At 66.1% G+C, this 18,292-nt stretch carries 14 protein-coding genes; 7 read left to right on the top strand and 7 right to left on the bottom strand.

Features of this window, described 5'->3' with window-relative positions; genetic code table 11:
• The first annotated feature begins 88 nt into the window (after nucleotides 1-88).
• Nucleotides 89-1,042, top strand: a complete 954-nt coding sequence (locus QX094_RS06065; protein ID WP_316186092.1) for a hypothetical protein — start codon at nucleotides 89-91, stop codon at nucleotides 1,040-1,042.
• A gap of 188 nt (nucleotides 1,043-1,230) precedes the next feature.
• On the opposite strand, the gene QX094_RS06060 is transcribed toward QX094_RS06065, so the two are convergent.
• On the bottom strand, nucleotides 1,231-1,995 hold the full coding sequence (locus QX094_RS06060) for an alpha/beta hydrolase (protein WP_316186093.1): 765 nt from the start codon (nucleotides 1,993-1,995) through the stop codon (nucleotides 1,231-1,233).
• A 159-nt stretch (nucleotides 1,996-2,154) separates the two neighbouring features.
• The gene (locus QX094_RS06055; RefSeq protein ID WP_315716558.1) at nucleotides 2,155-2,634 is read right to left on the bottom strand and encodes an Hsp20 family protein; all 480 of its coding nucleotides are present in this window, start codon (nucleotides 2,632-2,634) and stop codon (nucleotides 2,155-2,157) included.
• A gap of 193 nt (nucleotides 2,635-2,827) precedes the next feature.
• Between QX094_RS06055 and QX094_RS06050 the strand changes: the two genes are divergently transcribed.
• Both QX094_RS06050 and QX094_RS06045 read left to right on the top strand, forming a co-directional pair.
• Nucleotides 2,828-3,775: an alpha/beta hydrolase gene (locus QX094_RS06050; protein ID WP_315769296.1), complete on the top strand. Its 948-nt coding sequence runs from the start codon at nucleotides 2,828-2,830 to the stop codon at nucleotides 3,773-3,775.
• A 73-nt stretch (nucleotides 3,776-3,848) separates the two neighbouring features.
• Complete coding sequence (locus QX094_RS06045) at nucleotides 3,849-4,697, top strand: tetratricopeptide repeat protein (protein ID WP_316186094.1); 849 nt, start codon at nucleotides 3,849-3,851, stop codon at nucleotides 4,695-4,697.
• Here the strand turns inward: QX094_RS06045 and QX094_RS06040 are convergent.
• The 3 genes from QX094_RS06040 to QX094_RS06030 all read right to left on the bottom strand — a co-directional run bounded on the left by QX094_RS06040 (nucleotide 4,687) and on the right by QX094_RS06030 (nucleotide 8,618).
• Entirely contained in the window at nucleotides 4,687-5,397 is a 711-nt protein-coding gene (locus QX094_RS06040) for a hypothetical protein (protein WP_316186095.1), read from the bottom strand. The two genes, QX094_RS06045 and QX094_RS06040, sit on opposite strands and share 11 nt — an antisense overlap.
• Before the next feature lie 88 nt (nucleotides 5,398-5,485).
• On the bottom strand, nucleotides 5,486-7,048 hold the full coding sequence (locus QX094_RS06035; RefSeq protein ID WP_316174975.1) for a TadE/TadG family type IV pilus assembly protein: 1,563 nt from the start codon (nucleotides 7,046-7,048) through the stop codon (nucleotides 5,486-5,488).
• Nucleotides 7,049-7,415: 367 nt separating this feature from the next.
• Nucleotides 7,416-8,618, bottom strand: coding sequence for an ABC transporter substrate-binding protein (locus tag QX094_RS06030; RefSeq protein ID WP_316186096.1), 1,203 nt, complete (start codon nucleotides 8,616-8,618; stop codon nucleotides 7,416-7,418).
• A gap of 151 nt (nucleotides 8,619-8,769) precedes the next feature.
• Here QX094_RS06030 and QX094_RS06025 point away from each other — a divergent pair, with 151 nt between their 5' ends.
• Nucleotides 8,770-9,444: a GntR family transcriptional regulator gene (locus QX094_RS06025; RefSeq protein WP_316186097.1), complete on the top strand. Its 675-nt coding sequence runs from the start codon at nucleotides 8,770-8,772 to the stop codon at nucleotides 9,442-9,444.
• 471 nt (nucleotides 9,445-9,915) lie between these two features.
• Nucleotides 9,916-10,062, top strand: a complete 147-nt coding sequence (locus QX094_RS06020; protein ID WP_315716719.1) for a hypothetical protein — start codon at nucleotides 9,916-9,918, stop codon at nucleotides 10,060-10,062.
• A gap of 129 nt (nucleotides 10,063-10,191) precedes the next feature.
• Here QX094_RS06020 and QX094_RS06015 read toward each other — a convergent pair whose 3' ends face one another.
• Nucleotides 10,192-11,091: a LysR family transcriptional regulator gene (locus tag QX094_RS06015; RefSeq protein WP_315716565.1), complete on the bottom strand. Its 900-nt coding sequence runs from the start codon at nucleotides 11,089-11,091 to the stop codon at nucleotides 10,192-10,194.
• 116 nt (nucleotides 11,092-11,207) lie between these two features.
• On the opposite strand from QX094_RS06015, the gene QX094_RS06010 reads away from it, so the two are divergent.
• Together QX094_RS06010 and QX094_RS06005 are read left to right on the top strand one after the other, a co-directional pair.
• The gene (locus tag QX094_RS06010) at nucleotides 11,208-12,797 is read left to right on the top strand and encodes an NADH-quinone oxidoreductase subunit L (RefSeq protein ID WP_316184289.1); all 1,590 of its coding nucleotides are present in this window, start codon (nucleotides 11,208-11,210) and stop codon (nucleotides 12,795-12,797) included.
• 13 nt (nucleotides 12,798-12,810) lie between these two features.
• Nucleotides 12,811-15,336: a DUF2309 domain-containing protein gene (locus QX094_RS06005; RefSeq protein WP_316184287.1), complete on the top strand. Its 2,526-nt coding sequence runs from the start codon at nucleotides 12,811-12,813 to the stop codon at nucleotides 15,334-15,336.
• Nucleotides 15,337-15,383: 47 nt separating this feature from the next.
• Here the strand turns inward: QX094_RS06005 and QX094_RS06000 are convergent, their stop codons facing one another.
• Entirely contained in the window at nucleotides 15,384-18,188 is a 2,805-nt protein-coding gene (locus QX094_RS06000; protein WP_316184285.1) for a di-heme-cytochrome C peroxidase, read from the bottom strand.
• Between the last annotated feature and the right edge of the window lie 104 nt (nucleotides 18,189-18,292).

Below are 18,292 nucleotides of genomic sequence, written 5' to 3'. Positions count from 1 at the left end.
AGGACCGCCGGAATCACGGCAGAACTTCCGCGGCACTTGAGAAGAAGCGAACAGCTTCACGTGCGGGGGCATGCAGGAGCTTTGAGCCATGAAGTTGCTAGTTGGAGTCGTCTCGGCCGCGTTGATCGCGCCGTTTGCCGCGCAGGCCGAGCCGTTGCCGCCACAGGGCGTCCGTGCGCCCTACACGGTGGTCTCCGATTTCGATACGCCTTATTCGGACCTGCCGCCGCCGGCCGTCGTGCCCGCACCGCCGCCGCGTTACGGCTATCGGCCGGGCCCTGACTACGGCTACCGCGACGAGCGCTATGTGCCGCCGGCGCCGGTCTACCGTCAGGACGGTTACCAGCAGGAGTATGGCTATGCACCGGCGTTCCTGCCGGTGCATGAGGTCTATGCGATTCTGCGCGACAACGGTTTCTCGCCGCTCGGCGCACCGCGCCAGCGCGGCAATGTCTGGGTCGTGGCGGTGCTCGATCGGCAGGGCGAGGACGGCAAGCTCGTGGTCGATGCGCGCTCCGGCCGCATCCTCCGCTTCGTGCCGGCGTTCCAATGGGGCGAGGAGTACGAGCGGATGCGCTATGAGCCGAGCCCGCGCGGCGGCCTCGACCGCCTGTCGCCGCCGAGCGTGATCCGGGCCGATCCGCGCCTGGTGCCGCCGATGCCGGCTGCGCCGCGCGTTGCCACCGCGGTGCCGGTCCAGCCGAAGGTGCCGACGCCTGCCGCACGGCCGAGTGCTCCGGCACCGCAGACCGCCGCGCTCAATCCGAAGCCGGCCGAGGCGGTCAAGCCGGTCGCGCCCAGCCCCGCGGACATCAAGCCGGCCGAGGCCAAGGCTTCAGAGGCCAAGCCTTCAGAAGCCAAGGCTTCAGAAGCCAAGGCTTCAGACGCAAAGGCTTCAGACGCAAAACCCTCTGAGCCGAAGCCGGTGCAATCGGCCGCGGCCGCGCCGCAGACGACGGGCTCCGTCGCAGCGCCCACGGCGAAGCCGGTGCCCCAGATCCTGCCGACGGCAAAGATGCCGGCTGTACAGGGTTTGGAATAGAGGCAGTCAGACGGTCTGCCCGGCCGCTTGCCACCACCAAAGCTGTCATCGCCCGGCCTCGACCGGGCGATTTCGTAAACACCGGCATCTCGGTCAGTCACGACTGCCGCGGCGACCTGGATGCCCGCTTTCGCGGGCACGACAGGTCGTTTGGAGCAGCCGATGAGATCCCAGCGCGATCGGTCGCACTACTCGTGCTGACCGGCGGCCTTCAGGATCAGATCAGCGATCTCCTTCGGATGCGACACCAGCGACAGGTGCCCGGCGTCGAGCTCGATCGTGGTCGCCTTCATGCGGTGGGCCAGGAAGCGCTCGAAATCCGGATCGATCGTCTTGTCCTGCTTCGACACCGCATAGAATGACGGCTTGTCGTGCCACGCCGCCTGGGAGGTGCGGTTGCCGAAGATCGTCGCCGCGGTCGGCCATTGCACCGCATAGAGCTCCTTCGCCGTCGTTGCATCGACACCATTGGCGAAGTCCTTCAGGAAGGCGTCCTCGTTGAGCTTGGTCTCGCCGTCGTGGTCGACGATGCCGGCGCGTGCCGGCGGTGTCGGATATTGCCCGGCGAGCTTGACGAAATCCTCGCCCGCATCGGGGGCCCGGGCCGCGACATAGACCAGCGCGCTGACCTTTGGATCGGTGCCGACCTCGCTCACGACCGTGCCACCCCAGGAATGGCCGACCAGCACGGCCGGCCCATCCTGCTCGGCCAGGGCGCGGCGGGTGGCGGCCGCAGAATCCGCCAGCGAGGTCAGCGGATTCTGCACGGCCGTGACCTTGAGGCCGGCCGCCTGCAGATAGGGGATGACCTTGGCCCAGCTCGAGCCATCGGCCCAGGCGCCGTGCACCAGCACGACGTTGTGGACCTTGGGCGGCTGCGCGGGCTCGGCGAGGGCGGCGCCTGCGGAGATCAGCAGCGCGGCGGCGCAGGTGAGGGTCCGAAGAAGGTTCATGTCACGGCTCCAAGCCCGGTTGACGACGATCATTGGCGTCTTCGCGAGCTGAGACCAGGCCGTTACCAGTGGTCACGATCGTTTGACTGCACTGCAGCAAGGCATGAAAAAACGCCCCGGTTGCCCGGGGCGCTCCTATTCCAGAATGAGGATGTGCTGTTAGGCGGCGGCCTTCTCGGCCGAGCCTTCGATCACCGGCTGCTCGGCGGCCTGCGCGCCGGTCGAGATCGGAATCGAGCGGGGCTTCTTCGCTTCCGGAATCTCGCGTACGAGGTCGACGTGGAGCAGGCCGTTTTCGAGGCTGGCGTTCTTCACCACCACGTGGTCAGCGAGCTGGAACGAGCGCTCGAAGGCCCGGGCGGCGATGCCGCGATACAGCACCTCGGCCTTTTTGCCGTTCTCGTTGGCGGCCTTCTCGCCCTTGATCGTCAGCGTGTTTTCCTTCGCGACGAGGGAGAGCTCATCCTTGCCAAAGCCGGAGACGGCGACGGTGATGCGGTAAGCGTTCTCACCGGTGCGCTCGATGTTGTAGGGCGGATAGCCGGGGGTGGGCTCGGCGGTGGCCTGGTCGAGCAGCGAGAACAGACGGTCGAAACCGACGGTGGAACGATAGAAGGGGGTGAGGTCGTAGGTACGCATGGTCAAAGTCCTCCATTGAGCGACTGTTGGCTAACCCGCCCGCCATCGGGCCGGGCTGTCGTGCAGCCTGACGCGGCCTGCACGATCTCGATATGGGCCGGACGTTTCGACCTTCAAGGGCGCCCAAGACCTGCTCTTTTTGCCGTTCCACCCCTTGATTCCCGCTGCCTTTCACCTATTCGATGGGCGCCTCATGACGCTCGTCTCGATTCCCGCCAATCCCGTTCCCGAAAACGTCACTGCCGGCACCATCAAGACCCCTGATGGCGCCGAGCTGCGCTTTGCGCGCTGGGCGCCGCCGGCCGGGCGCAAGGGCACGGTGTGCGTGTTCACCGGCCGCAGCGAGATGATCGAGAAGTATTTCGAGACGGTGCGCGATCTGCGCGATCGCGGCTTTGCGGTCGCCATCATCGACTGGCGCGGCCAGGGCCATTCGTCGCGGCGCCTGCGCGATTCCCGCAAGGGCTATGTGCGCTCGTTCTCCGACTACGAGACCGACGTGGAGACCTTCGTCACGCAAGTCGTGCTGCCGGATTGTCCGCCGCCTTATTTCGCGCTGGCGCATTCGATGGGCGGCACGGTGCTGCTGCGGCTCGCGCATGCCGGCAAGCGCTGGTTCGATCGCGTCGTGCTGTCGGCGCCGATGATCGACCTTCCGGACAGCCGCACCGCGCTGCCGGCGCGGCTGTTGCTGCGGGCGATGCGCATCGCCGGACAGGGCGGCCGCTACGTGCCGGGCGGCAACGACGAGATCAGCGGGCTGGCGCCGTTCGTCAACAATCCTCTGACGTCCGATCCGGTCCGCTATGCCCGCAACGCCGCGATCCTCGAAGAAGATCCGACGCTCGGCATCGCCTCGCCCACGGTCGCCTGGGCCGACGCGGCGTTCTCGGCGATGATGACCTTCCGCGGCATGACCTATCCCTCCCAGATCCGCCAGCCGATCCTGATGCTGGCGGCCTCCAGCGACACCGTGGTGTCGACGGCTGCGATCGAGGAGTTCGCCTATCATCTGCGCGCCGGCTCGCATCTCGTCATCGCCGGTGCCAAGCACGAGATCCTGCAGGAGCAGGACCGCTACCGCTCGCAGTTCTGGGCCGCGTTCGATGCCTTCGTGCCGGGCACGCCGCTGTTCGGGTGAGTGTGCTGCTGGACACTCCCGGGGACGGCGAGCTAGCTAGACTCGACCTCTTCCTCGGAGCTTGGCTGCAGACGTGAGTGAACGGCGGAAAAATCAGCAGGCGCAGGCGCTGCAGGAAGCGATCCACGCGCTGCGCGCGCGGCAGTTCGCGCGCGCCGAGCAGATCGCCGCCTCGATTCTGCGCACGGCCAGGACCGACCGCGCCGCGCTGCTCGTCCAGGCCCATGCACTGCTCGGCCAGCAGCGCGCGAACGAAGCGATCGCGCCGCTCGAGAAGGCGGCGTTGCGCGGCAGCGATCCGGAACTCCAGACGCTGCTCGGCGCCGCTTTGTGCGAGTCCAGACGCGCCGCTGATGGCATCGCCCTACTGCGCAAGACCGCGGCGCGGCGGCCGCCTTTTCTGCCGGCGTTCCAGGAGCTGGCGGGGCGGCTTGCCAAGTCGGGACAGCTCGGTGACGCCATCGCCGTGATCGAGGAGGCGCTGACGCTGTCACCCGACAGCGTCGACCTCCAGCTCGATCTCGGACGCCTCTCTCTCCAGGCCAATGACCGCGTTCGTGCCCGCACGCACCTGTTGGCGGCGCGCGAGGCCGCGCCGGGACGGCCCGACATCCTGATCGAGCTCGCCTGGGTGCAGTTCCTCGACGGCGACTATGCCGAGGCCGCAGGCACCTACCGCCATGCGCTCGGCCTGCGGCCCGAGGACACCCAGACCCGCGCCAACCTCGCGATGTGCCTGATGGAGATGGGCGACCGCGCCGGGGCCAAGGCGGCGCTGCGCACGGTGGTGCGCGGCCGGCCGCATCTGTTGAGCCGCGCGGCCTATACGATGGTCGTCAGCTCGCATGGCCGCTTCTTTTTCCGGCCGAGCGATGCGGCGAAGTTCCTTCAGGTCGACGGCGCGGCCGCCCTCAAGCCCTGAACCGCTTGCGATAGACGCCGGTCTCGCGCTTCAGCGCCTCGCGCACCTCGTGAATCTCCGCGATTTCCTCTTCGGTGAAGGCCGAGATCTGCATCGTCCAGGCCTGCCGCTTCACCGGAATGCATTGCGCGACCGGCGTACCCTTTGGCAGCACGCCGCGGAACGACGTGTCGTGCCAATGCGCCGGAAAATGCACGAAGCTATCGTGAAAGCGGTCGCTGTCGACGAGGCCGGTCACGGTGGTGAAGGGCAGGTCGAAGCGGTTGACGGGATGCGTGAACAGCAATGCCCAGCCCTCCGGCGCCTCGATCGTCCAGAGATTGTGAAACTTGAGCAGGAAGCGGTCGGCCTCGAACAGCGGCGAGCCCGTGACCTGCGCGGCGTCGTGGAAGCTGATCGGCGAGCGCGGAAAATCGATCGCGCCGCCCGGCGGCAGCTCGTTGTCCCAGCTGATCCCGCCATCCTCGACCGTGAGATCGCAGATCAGCGGAATGAGGAAGCCCGTCGTCATCGCGTCGATGAAGGGCGGGCAGCGCTTGACGGTCTGCTCCTCGGCCTGGTTGAGCGCGCTGAACGCGGTGGCCGGCATCGTCTTGACCCAGTCGGGAACGCCCATCGGCGCCGGCACCGGCTGCGGAATGAGGCCTTCCAGCTCCTTCGGACAGCGAAATTTCAGCGTGAGCGGATCAGTCTCGGACATGGGCGCCGCGGCTCTTTCGTGGTCGACGGTAGAGGTCTACGCCTTCGGCGCCGAAAGTCCAACGGCCGAGCCTGGGCTTGTCTCTGCTCTATCTCGTCAGATGCGCCTCGGACACCGCATGATTGAACATCGCGTTCAGCGCCGACGTGATGTCGGCGGGCGTGTTCGCCGTATAGAAGAATCCCGGCGAGGCGCAGGCCTTCAGGCTCGGCGGAATCGAAGGAATGTTGCTGTTGGCATAGTCGTCTTCGTCACCGGCGAAGGATGCGTTCACCGGATTGATCACCTGATAGGGAATGTAGAGAACTGAGATGATGATGCCGCGGTTCTTCAGCGGTGTGCAGGAGGTGTTCGGATCGATCACGGTGGCATGATTGCTGCCGGACCATGAGCCATTGGGCACGCCCTTCACTTGCGGGTCTTGCGCGCCGTCGGTGACCAGGAACACGTAGGGCAGGGTATTGGTCGAGGCGCTGCCGTTCCCGACATTGACGATCAGGTTGTTGACGCTGGACAGGGCCGTGTCGATATGCGTTCCGCCCGAGCCGAGAGATGCGTTGGTGTTGGTGTCGAGCAGCGTCGCAAGGTTGGCCGCCGCATAGTTGATGGTGGTCGAATCCGTCGTCGAGCCGTTGATGCTGCTGGTGAGCGGAAAGTAGGAATAGAGATATCGGATGAAGGGGTAGAGCCCGATCCGGAACTGGTTGTTGACCTTCTTGGTGTTGTTCGCCGTGACAAACAGCTGGTTCACGGCATAGCCCACGGCATCCAGCCGCAGCTGGATGCACGCATCCGTCCCATCGGTCGGGCAGTTCGCAACGGTCGCCAGGTTCTTGTACAGTGAGTTCGGCAGGCCGGACACGATCGACGACGGCAGTTGAACGCCCATGGGGTAGTTCTTGTTGGTGGTCAGCAGGTTCTTGTAACCGCTCTGGCTGACGCGCGAGATCGCATAGCCCAGGCAATAGTTGTTTGTGGGATATCCCTGGGTCCCTGAATCGGTGCAAGCGCTATTCTGCGGCGAAAAATGGCACGCCAGCGTGCATCCCGTGGGGTATTGCCTGTAGTTGTCCGGGCTGATGGCCTGCATGCGCTGTGCTTCGGACGACGTCGACGGGAGGCCCATCGAGCCCGAGACGTCCAGCGTCAAATAGAAGTCGAGATAGAGTGGCAACGTGACGGAGGAGGACGATTGGCCGCTGACCGTCAGATTCTGATAGCCGATCACCGTCAGGAACGTGGCCGGCACGTTGGCGGTGAATTGCACCTGCGACGTCAGTGTGGACCCGCTCTTGGTGACGGTGCTGGTCTCGGACGTCAATGTGTAGCCTTGAAAGGTAGAGGCGTTGCCCTTGAAGATGTTGTCCGCCTCCGCGACTCCGGCGGTAACGGTTCCGTCCGACGTCATCGCCATCGCCGCTGTATAGCCTGCCGAGTTGACCGAGATCGAGGCGATGCTCGCGGCATCCGCCGCAGACTGGAGCCTGATCTTCATGCGCATGGCCATGGAGTAGTCGGTCGCGCATCCGATCGCCGTGAGAATCGGCAACAGCGCCAGCGCGAATGTGACCGCGATATTGGCCTTGCTGTCGCGGGAGAAGCGCGCGATGGCGGCGCTCGCCCGGCTCGCTGGTCGGCTGATATCCGTCATGCTCTTCCTCAAAAGATCCCGTTGGGGCGGTGAGGACCTGTATTCTTTTCCTTGTTGGCGGTTCCCCCGCGGCGATCATCTCCGCGACTGCTTCAAGGAGACCTGCGGTGAGAACCGGGCAGGAGCCCGCCTCCGCCCGCTCCCCCGGCCGTGAGCAGAGGATCACGCCGTCGCGCGCGGGACCACATGTGGATGTATGCGGACGCCGATTGCGACTTCGGTTGACCTGCGACGAAACATCGCAGGCGACTGTTGCGATTTTGTTTACGTGGCGAGAGAGAGGCGCCGTCCTCCAATACCGTGCCAGCCCATGCATGCGCCTGTCGTCAGCGCGGAGCCGCGCCGACGATCCACGGAGCAGCCGCCGCTACTTGGTCGACAGCACCGCGCCGAACCGCTCCCACTGCTTGCCGGTGAAACGCATGAACTGCACCTGCTCGACCGGGAGGTGGTCGGTCTCTGACGTGTTGACCTTGATGCCCGGCAGCAGCATCGGCAGTTCGAGATCCTTGATCGACAGCGCCTGCCGCAAAATGCTCTCGCGCGACAGATCGTTGCCGGCCGCCTTCAGCACTTGCTCCAGTACCATGCCGTTGTTGTAGCCGTTGACGTAGTTGGAATCGCGGATGTCGCCGTCGGGCACGTATTTCGCCATATAGTCGCGCCAGCCCTTGACGCCGGCATCGTTGGCCCAGGCGGGATCCAACGGATCCTTGACGTAGGCTGTCGAGATGATGCCGGTGCCGGCCTCCAGTCCCGCCGGCTCCATGACCGATGACATCCACACCGAGACGTTGGTCAGGAACGTCAGCGGCCGCCAGTTGATCTCGAAGGTCTTGCGGATCGCCTGCGCGGCGAATTTCGGCGTCGCGGCGATGATCAGCGCATCGGCGCCGGTCGATTTCAGCTTCACGATCTGCGAGTCGATGGTCGGCTCGGTCGACTCGTAGCTTGCGACGGTCACCGTGCTGTCGAAGCGCTCGCCGAGCACGTCCTTCAGCCCGGCGAGATAGTCGCGGCCGAAATCGTCGTTCTGCGCGAGAATGGCAAAGGTCGAATCCGGCTTCTTCTGCAGCGCGTAGCGCGCATACATCCGCGCTTCGTTGCGGAACGGCGCCATCACGCCCATCAAGGCCAGAGGAAATTGCGCAGGGTCGCCGAACTTCGAGGCGCCCGAGGCCACGAACAGCTGCGGCACCTTCTTGCCCTGGAGATACTTGGCGATCGCGGTGTTGTGCGCGGTGCCCATGGTCGAGAAGATGAACGACACCTCGTCGCTCTCGACCAGACGTCGCGTCTGCTCCACGGTCTTGGGCGGCACGTAGCTGTCGTCCAGCGAGATCAGGTTGACCTTGCGGCCGTTGATGCCGCCGCGGTCGTTGACCATCTTGAAATAGGCCACCTCGCCCTTGCCGAGGATGCCGAAGGCGGACACTGGCCCGCTATAGGGCATGGTCTGTCCAATGCGGATCTCGCTGGCGGTGATGCCCGGCTGATCCTCCGCCCGAGCGGGTACGGCGAGGACGGACGCGACGACGAGCAATCCTGCCGCTGCGATGGTGCTTCGCATGGATACCTCCCTGATGGGCCGCGCTGCCGGCGGCGTTTTGGCGTTGAGCATAGGGGGATGGCGGAGGCCGTGCAATTAAAATATATTTTTTGATGAAAATATACTTTTAGGCTTTGCTAGTGTGAATCGATTGTCCCGCGAGAGTGAGTCGATGTCCGGCAGCGCCACCCAGACCGTCTACGAGCAGTTGCGTGCCAGCCTGCTCGCCGGGCTCTATCGTCCGGAGGAGAAGCTGAAGATCAGCGAGCTCGGATCAGCCTTCTCGGTCAGCACCGGGGCGATCCGCGAGGCGCTGGCGCGGCTCACGGCGGAAGGGCTGGTGACGGCGACGCCGCAGCGCGGCTTCCGCGTGGCGCCGGTCTCGGTGGCCGATCTGCGCGATCTGACCGACATGCGCGTCGAGATCGAGACCAAGTGCCTGCGCCGCGCCATCGCCAACGGTGATCTCGCCTGGGAGACCGCGGTCGTTGCCGCGCATCACCGTCTGGCCGCGACGCCGATCGCGGCCCATGACGGCAGCTTCTCGCCGGCCTGGATGCTGGCGCATGCCGAATTCCATGCCGCGTTGGCCCAGGCCTGTGGCAGCGCCTGGATGATGCGGGTGCGTGATCTCCTGTTTGCACACAACGAGCGCTATCTCGATCTCGCCCGCCAGACCGATCGTGGCAACCGCGATGCCGCGCGTGAGCATCGCGAACTGATGGAGGCCGCGCTGGCGCGCGACACCGAGCGCGCGGTGACGCTCACGATGGCGCATCTCGACAAGACCCGGGACACGATCGAGGCGGCGCTGCTCGCAGCGACGGCGATGAATGAGGCGAAGTAGGATCATATCAGGACGCAGACCGCGAACGTCTTCGCGATCCGTCCCGAGCCGGATGTCACCAGCCCAATGACCGAGGGTCGCCTGACGGCTGCGGCCACTTCATTCGGGGTGACGATGTACTTCGGCTGGGAAACGGGAAACGTCGAATTGCTCGCGCCGCGTATAGATGCGATCGCTCAGCGCGACACGAACCACCGTGCCTCGCGTGCGGCCGTCGTCCATCCTTGTCGTCGACATCGTGCTCCGTTCAGGGCGAGCTAATACGAAGATTCAACTTCTTCGAGCGTCGGCGCTTCGCCCGTCTCGATGCAACTGCAAATCCGCCGTCAGTGTTAAGCGGCCTTCATGCCGGGCATGCTGTGCATTCAAGGATGCATTCACCACGCGCCGATCTCTCCAAATTTGGAAACGCCCCGGTAACGCACCGTCCCTCTAGTTAAGTCCACTAACGACATTCAGGAGGAGACATTGATGATGATGATTGTGCGGAAGCTGGTTGGTCCCCATGCGCTCAATTCCGGATTTGGTCTGGTGACCATGTTCTCATTGACGGGCGTGGTCGCTTCTCTCGTGCTGGTCCAGCACGGGGTGAATGTCAGTCCGCCCGCGATGTTCTGATCGGACGGCTCACGACTGCTGACCTTGCCCCAGTTCGGAACGAACTGGGAGTTGGTCCGCAAGACCGGTCCGTCCCGATGTCTTGCGGGCTGCCTGCAACCTATTTCAAGACAAAGTGCCACGGACAGGTCATTCAGGCCGTGAACCGCTCTTCCTGTCGCGTGATCCGATCAGCTCGGCGACGAGCGGATTGGGATAGCGGCGCTGCTGGCTCACGGCGAAGAACTGCTCCTTCAGCGCGCTCAGGCGGGCGCGTTCAACCAGCACGCCGGTACGCAGCTCGTCGATCACGACGATCGACGGCACCAACGTGACGGTGCCGCTCTCGCGGGCCATCAGGCGCAGCATCGCCATGTCGTCGACCTCGGCGGCGATGACCGGACGGATCCCGCTGGATCCGACCAGCGCATCGAAAGCCGAGCGCAGCGCGCTGCCTCGGCCGGGCAGGATCACCGGCGTCGTTGCCAGGTCCTGCGGGAATCGGAATCGCGCGGGCTTGGCCGGCTTGCGGCTAACGAGGCTGACGCGCTGTTCATCGATCAGCGTGTTGTCGAAATTGCTGCGCATGTCTGGCGCCGCCGGATGGTTGGCGAGCACGAGATCGAGCTTGTGGGCGTCGAGCTGCTCCAACAGGTCGCTGAACTGACCGGTGTGGATGATCAGCTCGACGTCGCCGCGCCCGATCAAGGGCTTCAGGAACGCGATCTGGAAGTTGCGCGACAGGTTCGCCGCGGCGCCGACCCGCAGCAGCTGCCGTCCCGGCCGCAGGCCCGACAAGGTCTCGATCAGCTCATGGCCGGACTTGAACACGCTGCCGGCATAGTCGAGCGCGATGCGCCCGGCCTCGGTGAGCTGCAGGGTGCGTCCAATGCGCTCGAACAGCTTCTGCCCGAGCTGCTCCTCCAGCGCCTTGACCTGCACCGACAGCGAGGAGGGCGAGACGTTGAGGCGCTGCGCGGCGCGGCTCATGCTGCCTTCGCTGGCGATGATCCAGAAGTAGCGCAGGTGGTGGTAATTCAGATGCGGCACGCAATCATTCTATATTTTATAACGATCAGGTTCAATGATTGAAATTTTAGGAATGAACTGCAGCCCGTAAAGCAAGAGGGAGAGATCGTCCCCTGTGATCAAACGACCGGGCCGCCATGAACCAGCTCCTTCCCTGTCTTGCGGCGCTTGCGCCGCTCACGCTCGCGGTCGTCGCGCTCGCCGGCACCGGCGGCAGCGCCAGAACCGTCGCACGTAACGCGATCGCGACCGCCGCGCTCGCATTCGCCCTTGCCACTGTCGCGAGCCTCGGCGCAGCGGTCATGGGGGCAGGGCGGACGCTACTGCTCGGCGGCTACGGCCTAGGGTTGTCGCTGCAGCTCGATACGCTCGGCGCCATCCTCATCATGCTGGTCAGCTTCATCGGCTTCGTCGTCGTGCGCTACAGCCGCAACTATCTCGACGGCGATCCCGGCCAGGTCAGGTTCACGCGCTGGCTGCTGCTCACCCTGGCCGCGGTGCTGACCTTGCTGATCTCCGGAAACCTGGTGCTGCTGCTGGCGGCCTGGATCGGCACCAGCCTGGCGCTCGGCAAGCTGCTGCTGTTCTACGACACCCGTCCGGCCGCGGTCCGCGCCTCGCGCAAGAAGTTCGTGGCGAGCCGGCTCGGCGATGCCTTCCTCGCGGTCGCGGCGCTGCTTCTCTACCTCCGCTTCGGCACGCTGGAGCAAGCCAGCCTCGCTGCGCAGGCCCGCGGCGGAGAAGGGGCGGGATCGGCGATTGTCACGATCGCCGCGCTGCTGATCGTCGCGACCGCGATGCTGAAATCCGCGCAGCTGCCGCTGCATGGCTGGCTTATCGAGGTGATGGAGACGCCGACCCCGGTGTCGGCCCTGCTGCATGCCGGCATCATCAATGCCGGTGGCTTCCTGGTGCTCAGGCTCAGCGACGTGCTGCTGCTGGCCACGCCCGCGCTCGACGTCCTCGCGGTCGTCGGTGGCGCCACCGCGCTGTTCGGCTCGCTGGTGATGCTGACGCAGACCTCGGTCAAGGTTCAGCTCGCTTATTCGACGGTGGCGCAGATGGGCTTCATGCTGCTGCAATGCGGGCTCGGCGCCTTCTCCGCGGCGCTGCTGCACATCGTGGCGCATTCGCTCTACAAGGCGCACGCCTTCCTGTCGTCGGGCAGCATCATCGATCTCGCCCGCGCGTCATGGACGCCGAGCCCCGGCGGCCAGCCGCACGCCGCAAGGCTGATCCTGGCCTTGGTCGCGGTGATCGGCCTCGCGCTGCTGACGGGGCTCGCCTTCGGCATGACGCTCCGCAGCAACCCGGCGCAGATCGCGCTCGGCTCGGTGCTGCTGATGGGGCTGGTGCACCTGATGGCCAACGCGATCGACGAGCGGCCGAACGCCTTTGTCATCGCCCGCGCCGCGGTGACCGCAGCGGGCGTCGCGATCGTCTACTTCGCGCTGCAGGCCGGCACGGCCTGGCTGGTCGGCGGCAGCATTCCCGCATCGCGGCCGGTCGATGGTGTCGTGCCGATGCTGATCGCGGCGGCCGTGGTGGTCTCGTTCGCGGCGGTGACCGTGTTCCAGAACCAGATGATGCGCCGCGCCGACGCGCCGTTCTGGATCGCGGCCTACGTCCACCTGCGCAACGGCCTCTATCTCAACACGCTCGCCAACCGCCTCGTGCTGACGGTTTGGCCGCGAAGCGCGAGCTCGCACCTTCCGTCCAAGCCGTGAGCCGGAGATGAAGATGACCCAGGCTGCCCTTGCCATGTCCATGACCGACCCGATCGACACCACCGCCGATGCCGGGCTGATGGCCAGCATCGACAGCGCCTGCCAGCGGGTCGCGCCGTTGTGGCCGCTGAAGCACTTCGTCGCCGTCAATCCGTTCCTCGGCTTCACCTCGCAGAGCTTCGCCGCGACCGCCGCGACGTTCGAGCGCGTGGTGCGGACGCGGATGCTGATGCCGCGCGGCTACTACCGGCAGGCGCTCGACGACGGCCGGATCGACGATGAAGCGCTGGCGCAGGCGCTCGCGCTGCATCCCTCGACCGGGCTCGATGTCGACGCGCTCAAGCAGAAGGCGCGCGCCGAGGCCAGGCTGTCGTCGCCGCCCGCTGTCGTGGCGACGGTCGCCGAGGTGCTCGACCGGCTCGCCGAGGGCGATCGCTACGTCTCGCTGGTCGCCTTCATGATCGACGAGATCTCGGCGTTTTGCGCCACCTATTTCGACGAAGGCCAGGCGAGCTGGCCCAGCCCGGTGCGCAAGCTGAAGCCCTATGCCGCGTGGCGGACGATCGCGGCCTATGACCGCAATCCCGAGGTGATGGGGCTCACCGGCTTCCGCAAGGCGATCGCGGAGCTGCCGGCCGATCCGGTGCAGGCGATCGGTCTGATCGTCGACCGGCTCGGCATCCCCGCGCGCGCGGTCGAGGACTATCTGGTGCGGGCACTGTTCGATCTCGGCGGCTGGTCGGCCTATGCCCGCTACATCGGTTGGAACGCGCAGCTCGACGGTCGGCGCGACGAGACGCTGCTGGAGCTGCTGGCGATCCGGCTCGCCTGGGGTTATGCGCTCTATCAGGCGCGCACCGACGACGCCTTCAAGGCGGCCTGGGCGGAGGCCATGGCGGAAGCGGCGAAGCTGCCGGCCGATCAGCGGCTCGACGAGACGCCGGAGCTTGCGATCGATCTCGTGCTGCACGAGGCCTATGAGATCGCCTTCCGGGCGCGGCTGGTCGGGCAGCTTGCCGCGCATGGCGCAGAGGCGGCGATCCCGCGGCTGCCGGCGCGGCCGGCGTTGCAGGCCGCGTTCTGCATCGACGTGCGCTCGGAGATCTTCCGGCGCGCGCTGGAGACCGCTTATCCGGAAGCCGAGACGATCGGCTTCGCCGGATTCTTCGGCTTCCCGATCGAATACGTCCCGATCGGCCATACCAGGGGCGGCGCGCAATGCCCGGTGCTGCTCAAGCCCGCCTTTGTCGTTTGCGAGGCCGTCAAGCATGCCGATGACGTCGAGGCGGCCGAGGTGCTGGGTCTGCGGCTGCTGCGGCGGCGGGCGGCCAAGGCCTGGAAGTCGTTCAAGGTCTCGGCCGTCTCGTCGTTCTCCTTCGTCGAGACCGCCGGCCTCGGCTTCGCCGCCAAGATCGCAACCGACAGCGCAGGTGTCACGCGTCCCGTGCCGTCACCCGTCGTTGATGGTCTCGATCCCGAGATCGCGGCCCGCGTCCAGCCGCGGCTGACACCGGGCGAGCTCGGCGGGCGGGCCACCGGCTTCACCGATCCGCAGCGCGTCGCGATGGCCGAGGCGGTGCTCAAGGCGATGTCGCTGACCGGGCCGTTCGCGCGGCTCGTGCTGCTGGCCGGTCACGGCAGCACCACCGTCAACAATCCGCACGCGTCGGGGTTGGATTGCGGCGCCTGCGGGGGCCATACCGGCGAGGCCAATGCGCGGGTCGCCGCAGCCGTTCTCAACGACTGGCGTGTGCGAGAAGGTCTGCGCGCCAAGGGCATCGACATCCCCGCCGATTGCTGGTTCATCGGAGCGCTGCACGACACCACGACCGATGCCGTGACCTTGTTCGACGAGGACGACGTTCCGGCCGTGCTCGCGCCGGATCTGTCCCGGCTGAAGGCACGGCTCGCGGACGCTGCACGGCTGGCGCGGCAGGAGCGCAGCGCGCTGCTCGGCATCAAGGACGTATCCGACATCGATGACGCGGTGATCGCCCGGAGCCGCGACTGGTCGCAGGTGCGGCCCGAATGGGGGCTCGCCGGCAACGCCGCCTTCATCGCCGCGCCGCGCGCCTTCACCCGCGGCCTCGACCTCGGCGGCCGCGCCTTCCTGCACTCCTACGAGGCCGCCCGTGACGACGGCTATCGCACCCTCGAGCTGATCATGACGGCGCCGATGGTGGTCGCGAGCTGGATCAACCTGCAATATTACGGCTCGACCGTGAACAACGCTGCCTTCGGCAGCGGCAACAAGGTGTTGCACAACATCGTCGGCCAGCTCGGCGTGCTCGAGGGCAACGCCGGCGACTTGCGTGTCGGGCTGCCCTGGCAGTCGGTGCATGACGGCACGCGCTTCATCCACGAACCCATCAGGCTCAACGTCTTCATCGCCGCGCCGGAGAGCGCCATGGACGAGGTCCTGCAGCGTCACCAGGGCGTGCGCGATCTCGTCGTCAACGGCTGGGTGATCCTGCATTCCCTCGGAGAGCAGGGAGCGATCCGGCGTTGCGTGCGTCCGGGCGTCTGGACCGCGGCGTGAAGCCGGCGGTGCGCCCCATGATCAGCAGGCCGCACCGTCGCGTGACCTCACAGCGTCTTCAGGTACTCGATCAGGTCCCAGCGCTCGTCCTCCGAGAAGGCACCGCCGATGATGCCGTTCGGATAGTCCTTGTTGGGCTTCGTCGGCCCTTCGAAGGAATGGCCGAGCGTGCTGTTGCCCTTGATCGGCTTGCCGCTGGAATCGCTGGTCACGAACAGCGTCTGTCCGACCTTGCACGTGCTCTCGCCGCCCTTCGGCACGGCGAAGCCGACCGGCTTCGGGTCATAGTCGCGCGCGCCCTGGCAGAACGATGTCGGCCGCTCGGCAGCCGGCGTCAGCAGCCAGTACAGCGACGGCACCGAGCCGTTGTGCAGATAGGGTGCGGTCGCCCACACGCCGTTGAGCGGGCGGGCGCGATAGCTCTTGCCGGCCGGGTTGGGGCAGTTCCTGCGATCGCCCCACAATGCGGCCCGCTCCGCCTCGGAGATCTTGCGGTCCTCCATCCATTTGTCGCTGGCCTTCTGCACGACGGCCATCAGCGCCAGCGCATAGGGCATCTCCGTGGTCGAGCCCTGCGGCAGGTTGCAGCCCTTCAGGTCCTTGGCCGGATCGACCTCGAGGAAGCCTGCCACGTTGACCTTGCGGTTGGCGAGAATGCTCGCCTGTCCGGGGTCGGTCTGCATCGCCTCGACGGGCTTCTGCACGAGGTCGAGGATCGGGCCCTTGGCGTTCCAGCCCTTGCTCTCCCAGTCATCGGCCGGCTTGATCTTCCAGAAGCTCTTGTCCGGATAGGTCTTGTCGAACACGGTGTCGGCGACCGGGCCGAGATGGCACTCGACACAGACAGCCGCATAGAGCTTACGGCCGCGTTCGACGCGGGCCGGATCGATCTTCCAGGCGTCGTCGCCGGCGAACAGCTTCTCCGGCCATTTCGGCGAGGTCAGCCCGCCGAACGCGGGCGTCGTGGTCGCGAACGGATCGGGACCGCGCAGCATGTTCTCGATGTAGAGCAGGTTATCGATCGCCATCGACGAGCGCCACAGTCTGTCGCTCGCGGTCTTCGGTGAGAAGTTGATCTGTGCGGAGACGCCGAGCGCCTCGCCGGCATTGCGGATCAGGGGCTGCGCGATCGATCCGTCATATTGCGCCCAGGAGAACCACGGCACGGTCCAGATCGGAGGGTAGGACACCGGCGCGTCGATGGCCTCCTGGTTGTCGAGCATGTTGGGCAGACCGCTCGAGGCCATGTCGAGGTAGAATACCTGGTTGCCGATGCGGTTCAGCGCGTCGAGCCGGCCGAAGCCTTCCTCCGTCTCGGTCTGGCCCTTGGCTTCGATCGTGGTCTTGTAGTTGTTGGCCTGCATGTTGAGCGCGAAATCGATCGCGGCCTTCAGGCCCTTCTTCAGGCTCGCGCGATCGGCGTCGGACGCATTCGGTCCGAGCACGCGATCGGCAAAGCGCGTGAAGCGGCCGGGCACGTATTGCGTGAATATCATCGCAAAGCCCATGGCCTCTTCAAGCTTGCGCAGGTCGACCATGCCGGGGCCGCCGTCGAAGCGTACGCTCACACCCTTGTAGTGGATGCTGCCGGAGTGACAGGCCGCGCAGGTCAGGCCGATCTTGTCGGACTGCGCGGCGCCGGTGGCGGGATCGGTCGCGCCGGTGAGCCGGGCAAAGCCGACCGGCAGGCCGCCTTCGTTGCCGGCCGGGGTCGGCTTGAGGCCGGCGGGCAGTGGCGCTGCGGGCTCGGTCTTGGCAGCCGTCGCGGCGTAGCCGAACGGCCGGAGGACGCTTGGGTCGCCGTCGACGCTCTTCGGGCTCGGGATGAAGCCGAAACGTTCGAGATAGGCGCTGTCGGAGATCAGGCCGGGCGTGCCGAACGGCGCCAGATAAGGCTGCTCCATCGCCATGAACCAGGCGTAGGGAATCGGGAAGGTCGCGGTGCCCTGCGTCACGTGGTGAAACCAGTGCCGGTCCTGCGTGGTCCAGCCCTGATCGAGCCAATAGGCCGCCCTGGTCGGCTCGGTCTCGGGCAAAGCGGGCGGGATCAACGCCGCGACCTTCTTCGGCAGAACCTTGCCGAGCTTGTCGCTGACGGCGTCGGGCGCGGCCACCCAGGCGAGCAACACGGCGGCGCCGGCCAGCACTGTCGTGCCGACGAGCGCCTTGCCGATACGCCAGACGATGTTCGCGGGCTTGGGCTTGGCCATCAGCCGCGCGGCGATACGCTGCGGCAGGCGGCGGTCGACGAACAGCGTGCGGACCTCGGCAACGGAGAGATAGCGGCCGTCGCCCTCGCCCTTGCCGAGGATGTTGAGCAGCACCGGCCATTCGCCCTGCATCAGAATGGGGAAGTACCAGCGCGCTCGGTCGCCGTCGCGCGTCAGATTGGCCTTCATGAAAGTCTGGATCTGCGCCTCGTTGAGGCCGCGCTCGGTGCCCCCGTTGGGATCGGGATAGTCGCTGCCGAAGCTCGCGAACCGGTCGATCTCCTCGGGATGAACCTTGGCCTCGGCGTCGAGAATGCGCGATCCGCCGCCATGTTTGTCGAGCGGGCCGTTGCGCAACTGGTCGAGATCGGCGCCGGACCACAGGCTCTTCAGCAGCCGCAGCGGCGACAGGCCGTTCGCGATCAGCGCAACGCCAAAGGTCTCGATGCCGACGAGCCGCTTCTTGAAGCCGGTCTCGCCGCTCGCCGCCTCGACCCGGTCGCCGATGGTCTTCAAGGGGACGCTGTGGCCGTCGACGAAGCCGCCGGCGACGAGCGCGCGCAGGAAGGGACACGGGTTGTCGGACGAGACCGGAAGCTGTCCGGGCAGGGCGTCACGGGCGCGGGCGCTGTCTTCTTGCATCGAAGAACATCCTTGGAAAGCACCTGAGTGATGAAAACGAAATCACGCAAACAAACGAGGACGACGCCGAATTGCGCCGAGGAACGGGCGGATCGGCCGCCGTC

It is taken from the genome of Bradyrhizobium sp. SZCCHNS1050 (assembly GCF_032484785.1).
In the GTDB taxonomy this organism is placed as follows: domain Bacteria; phylum Pseudomonadota; class Alphaproteobacteria; order Rhizobiales; family Xanthobacteraceae; genus Bradyrhizobium.
The sequence above is the reverse complement of the archived record's forward strand: the minus strand, read 5'-3'. Positions and strand labels throughout refer to the sequence as shown.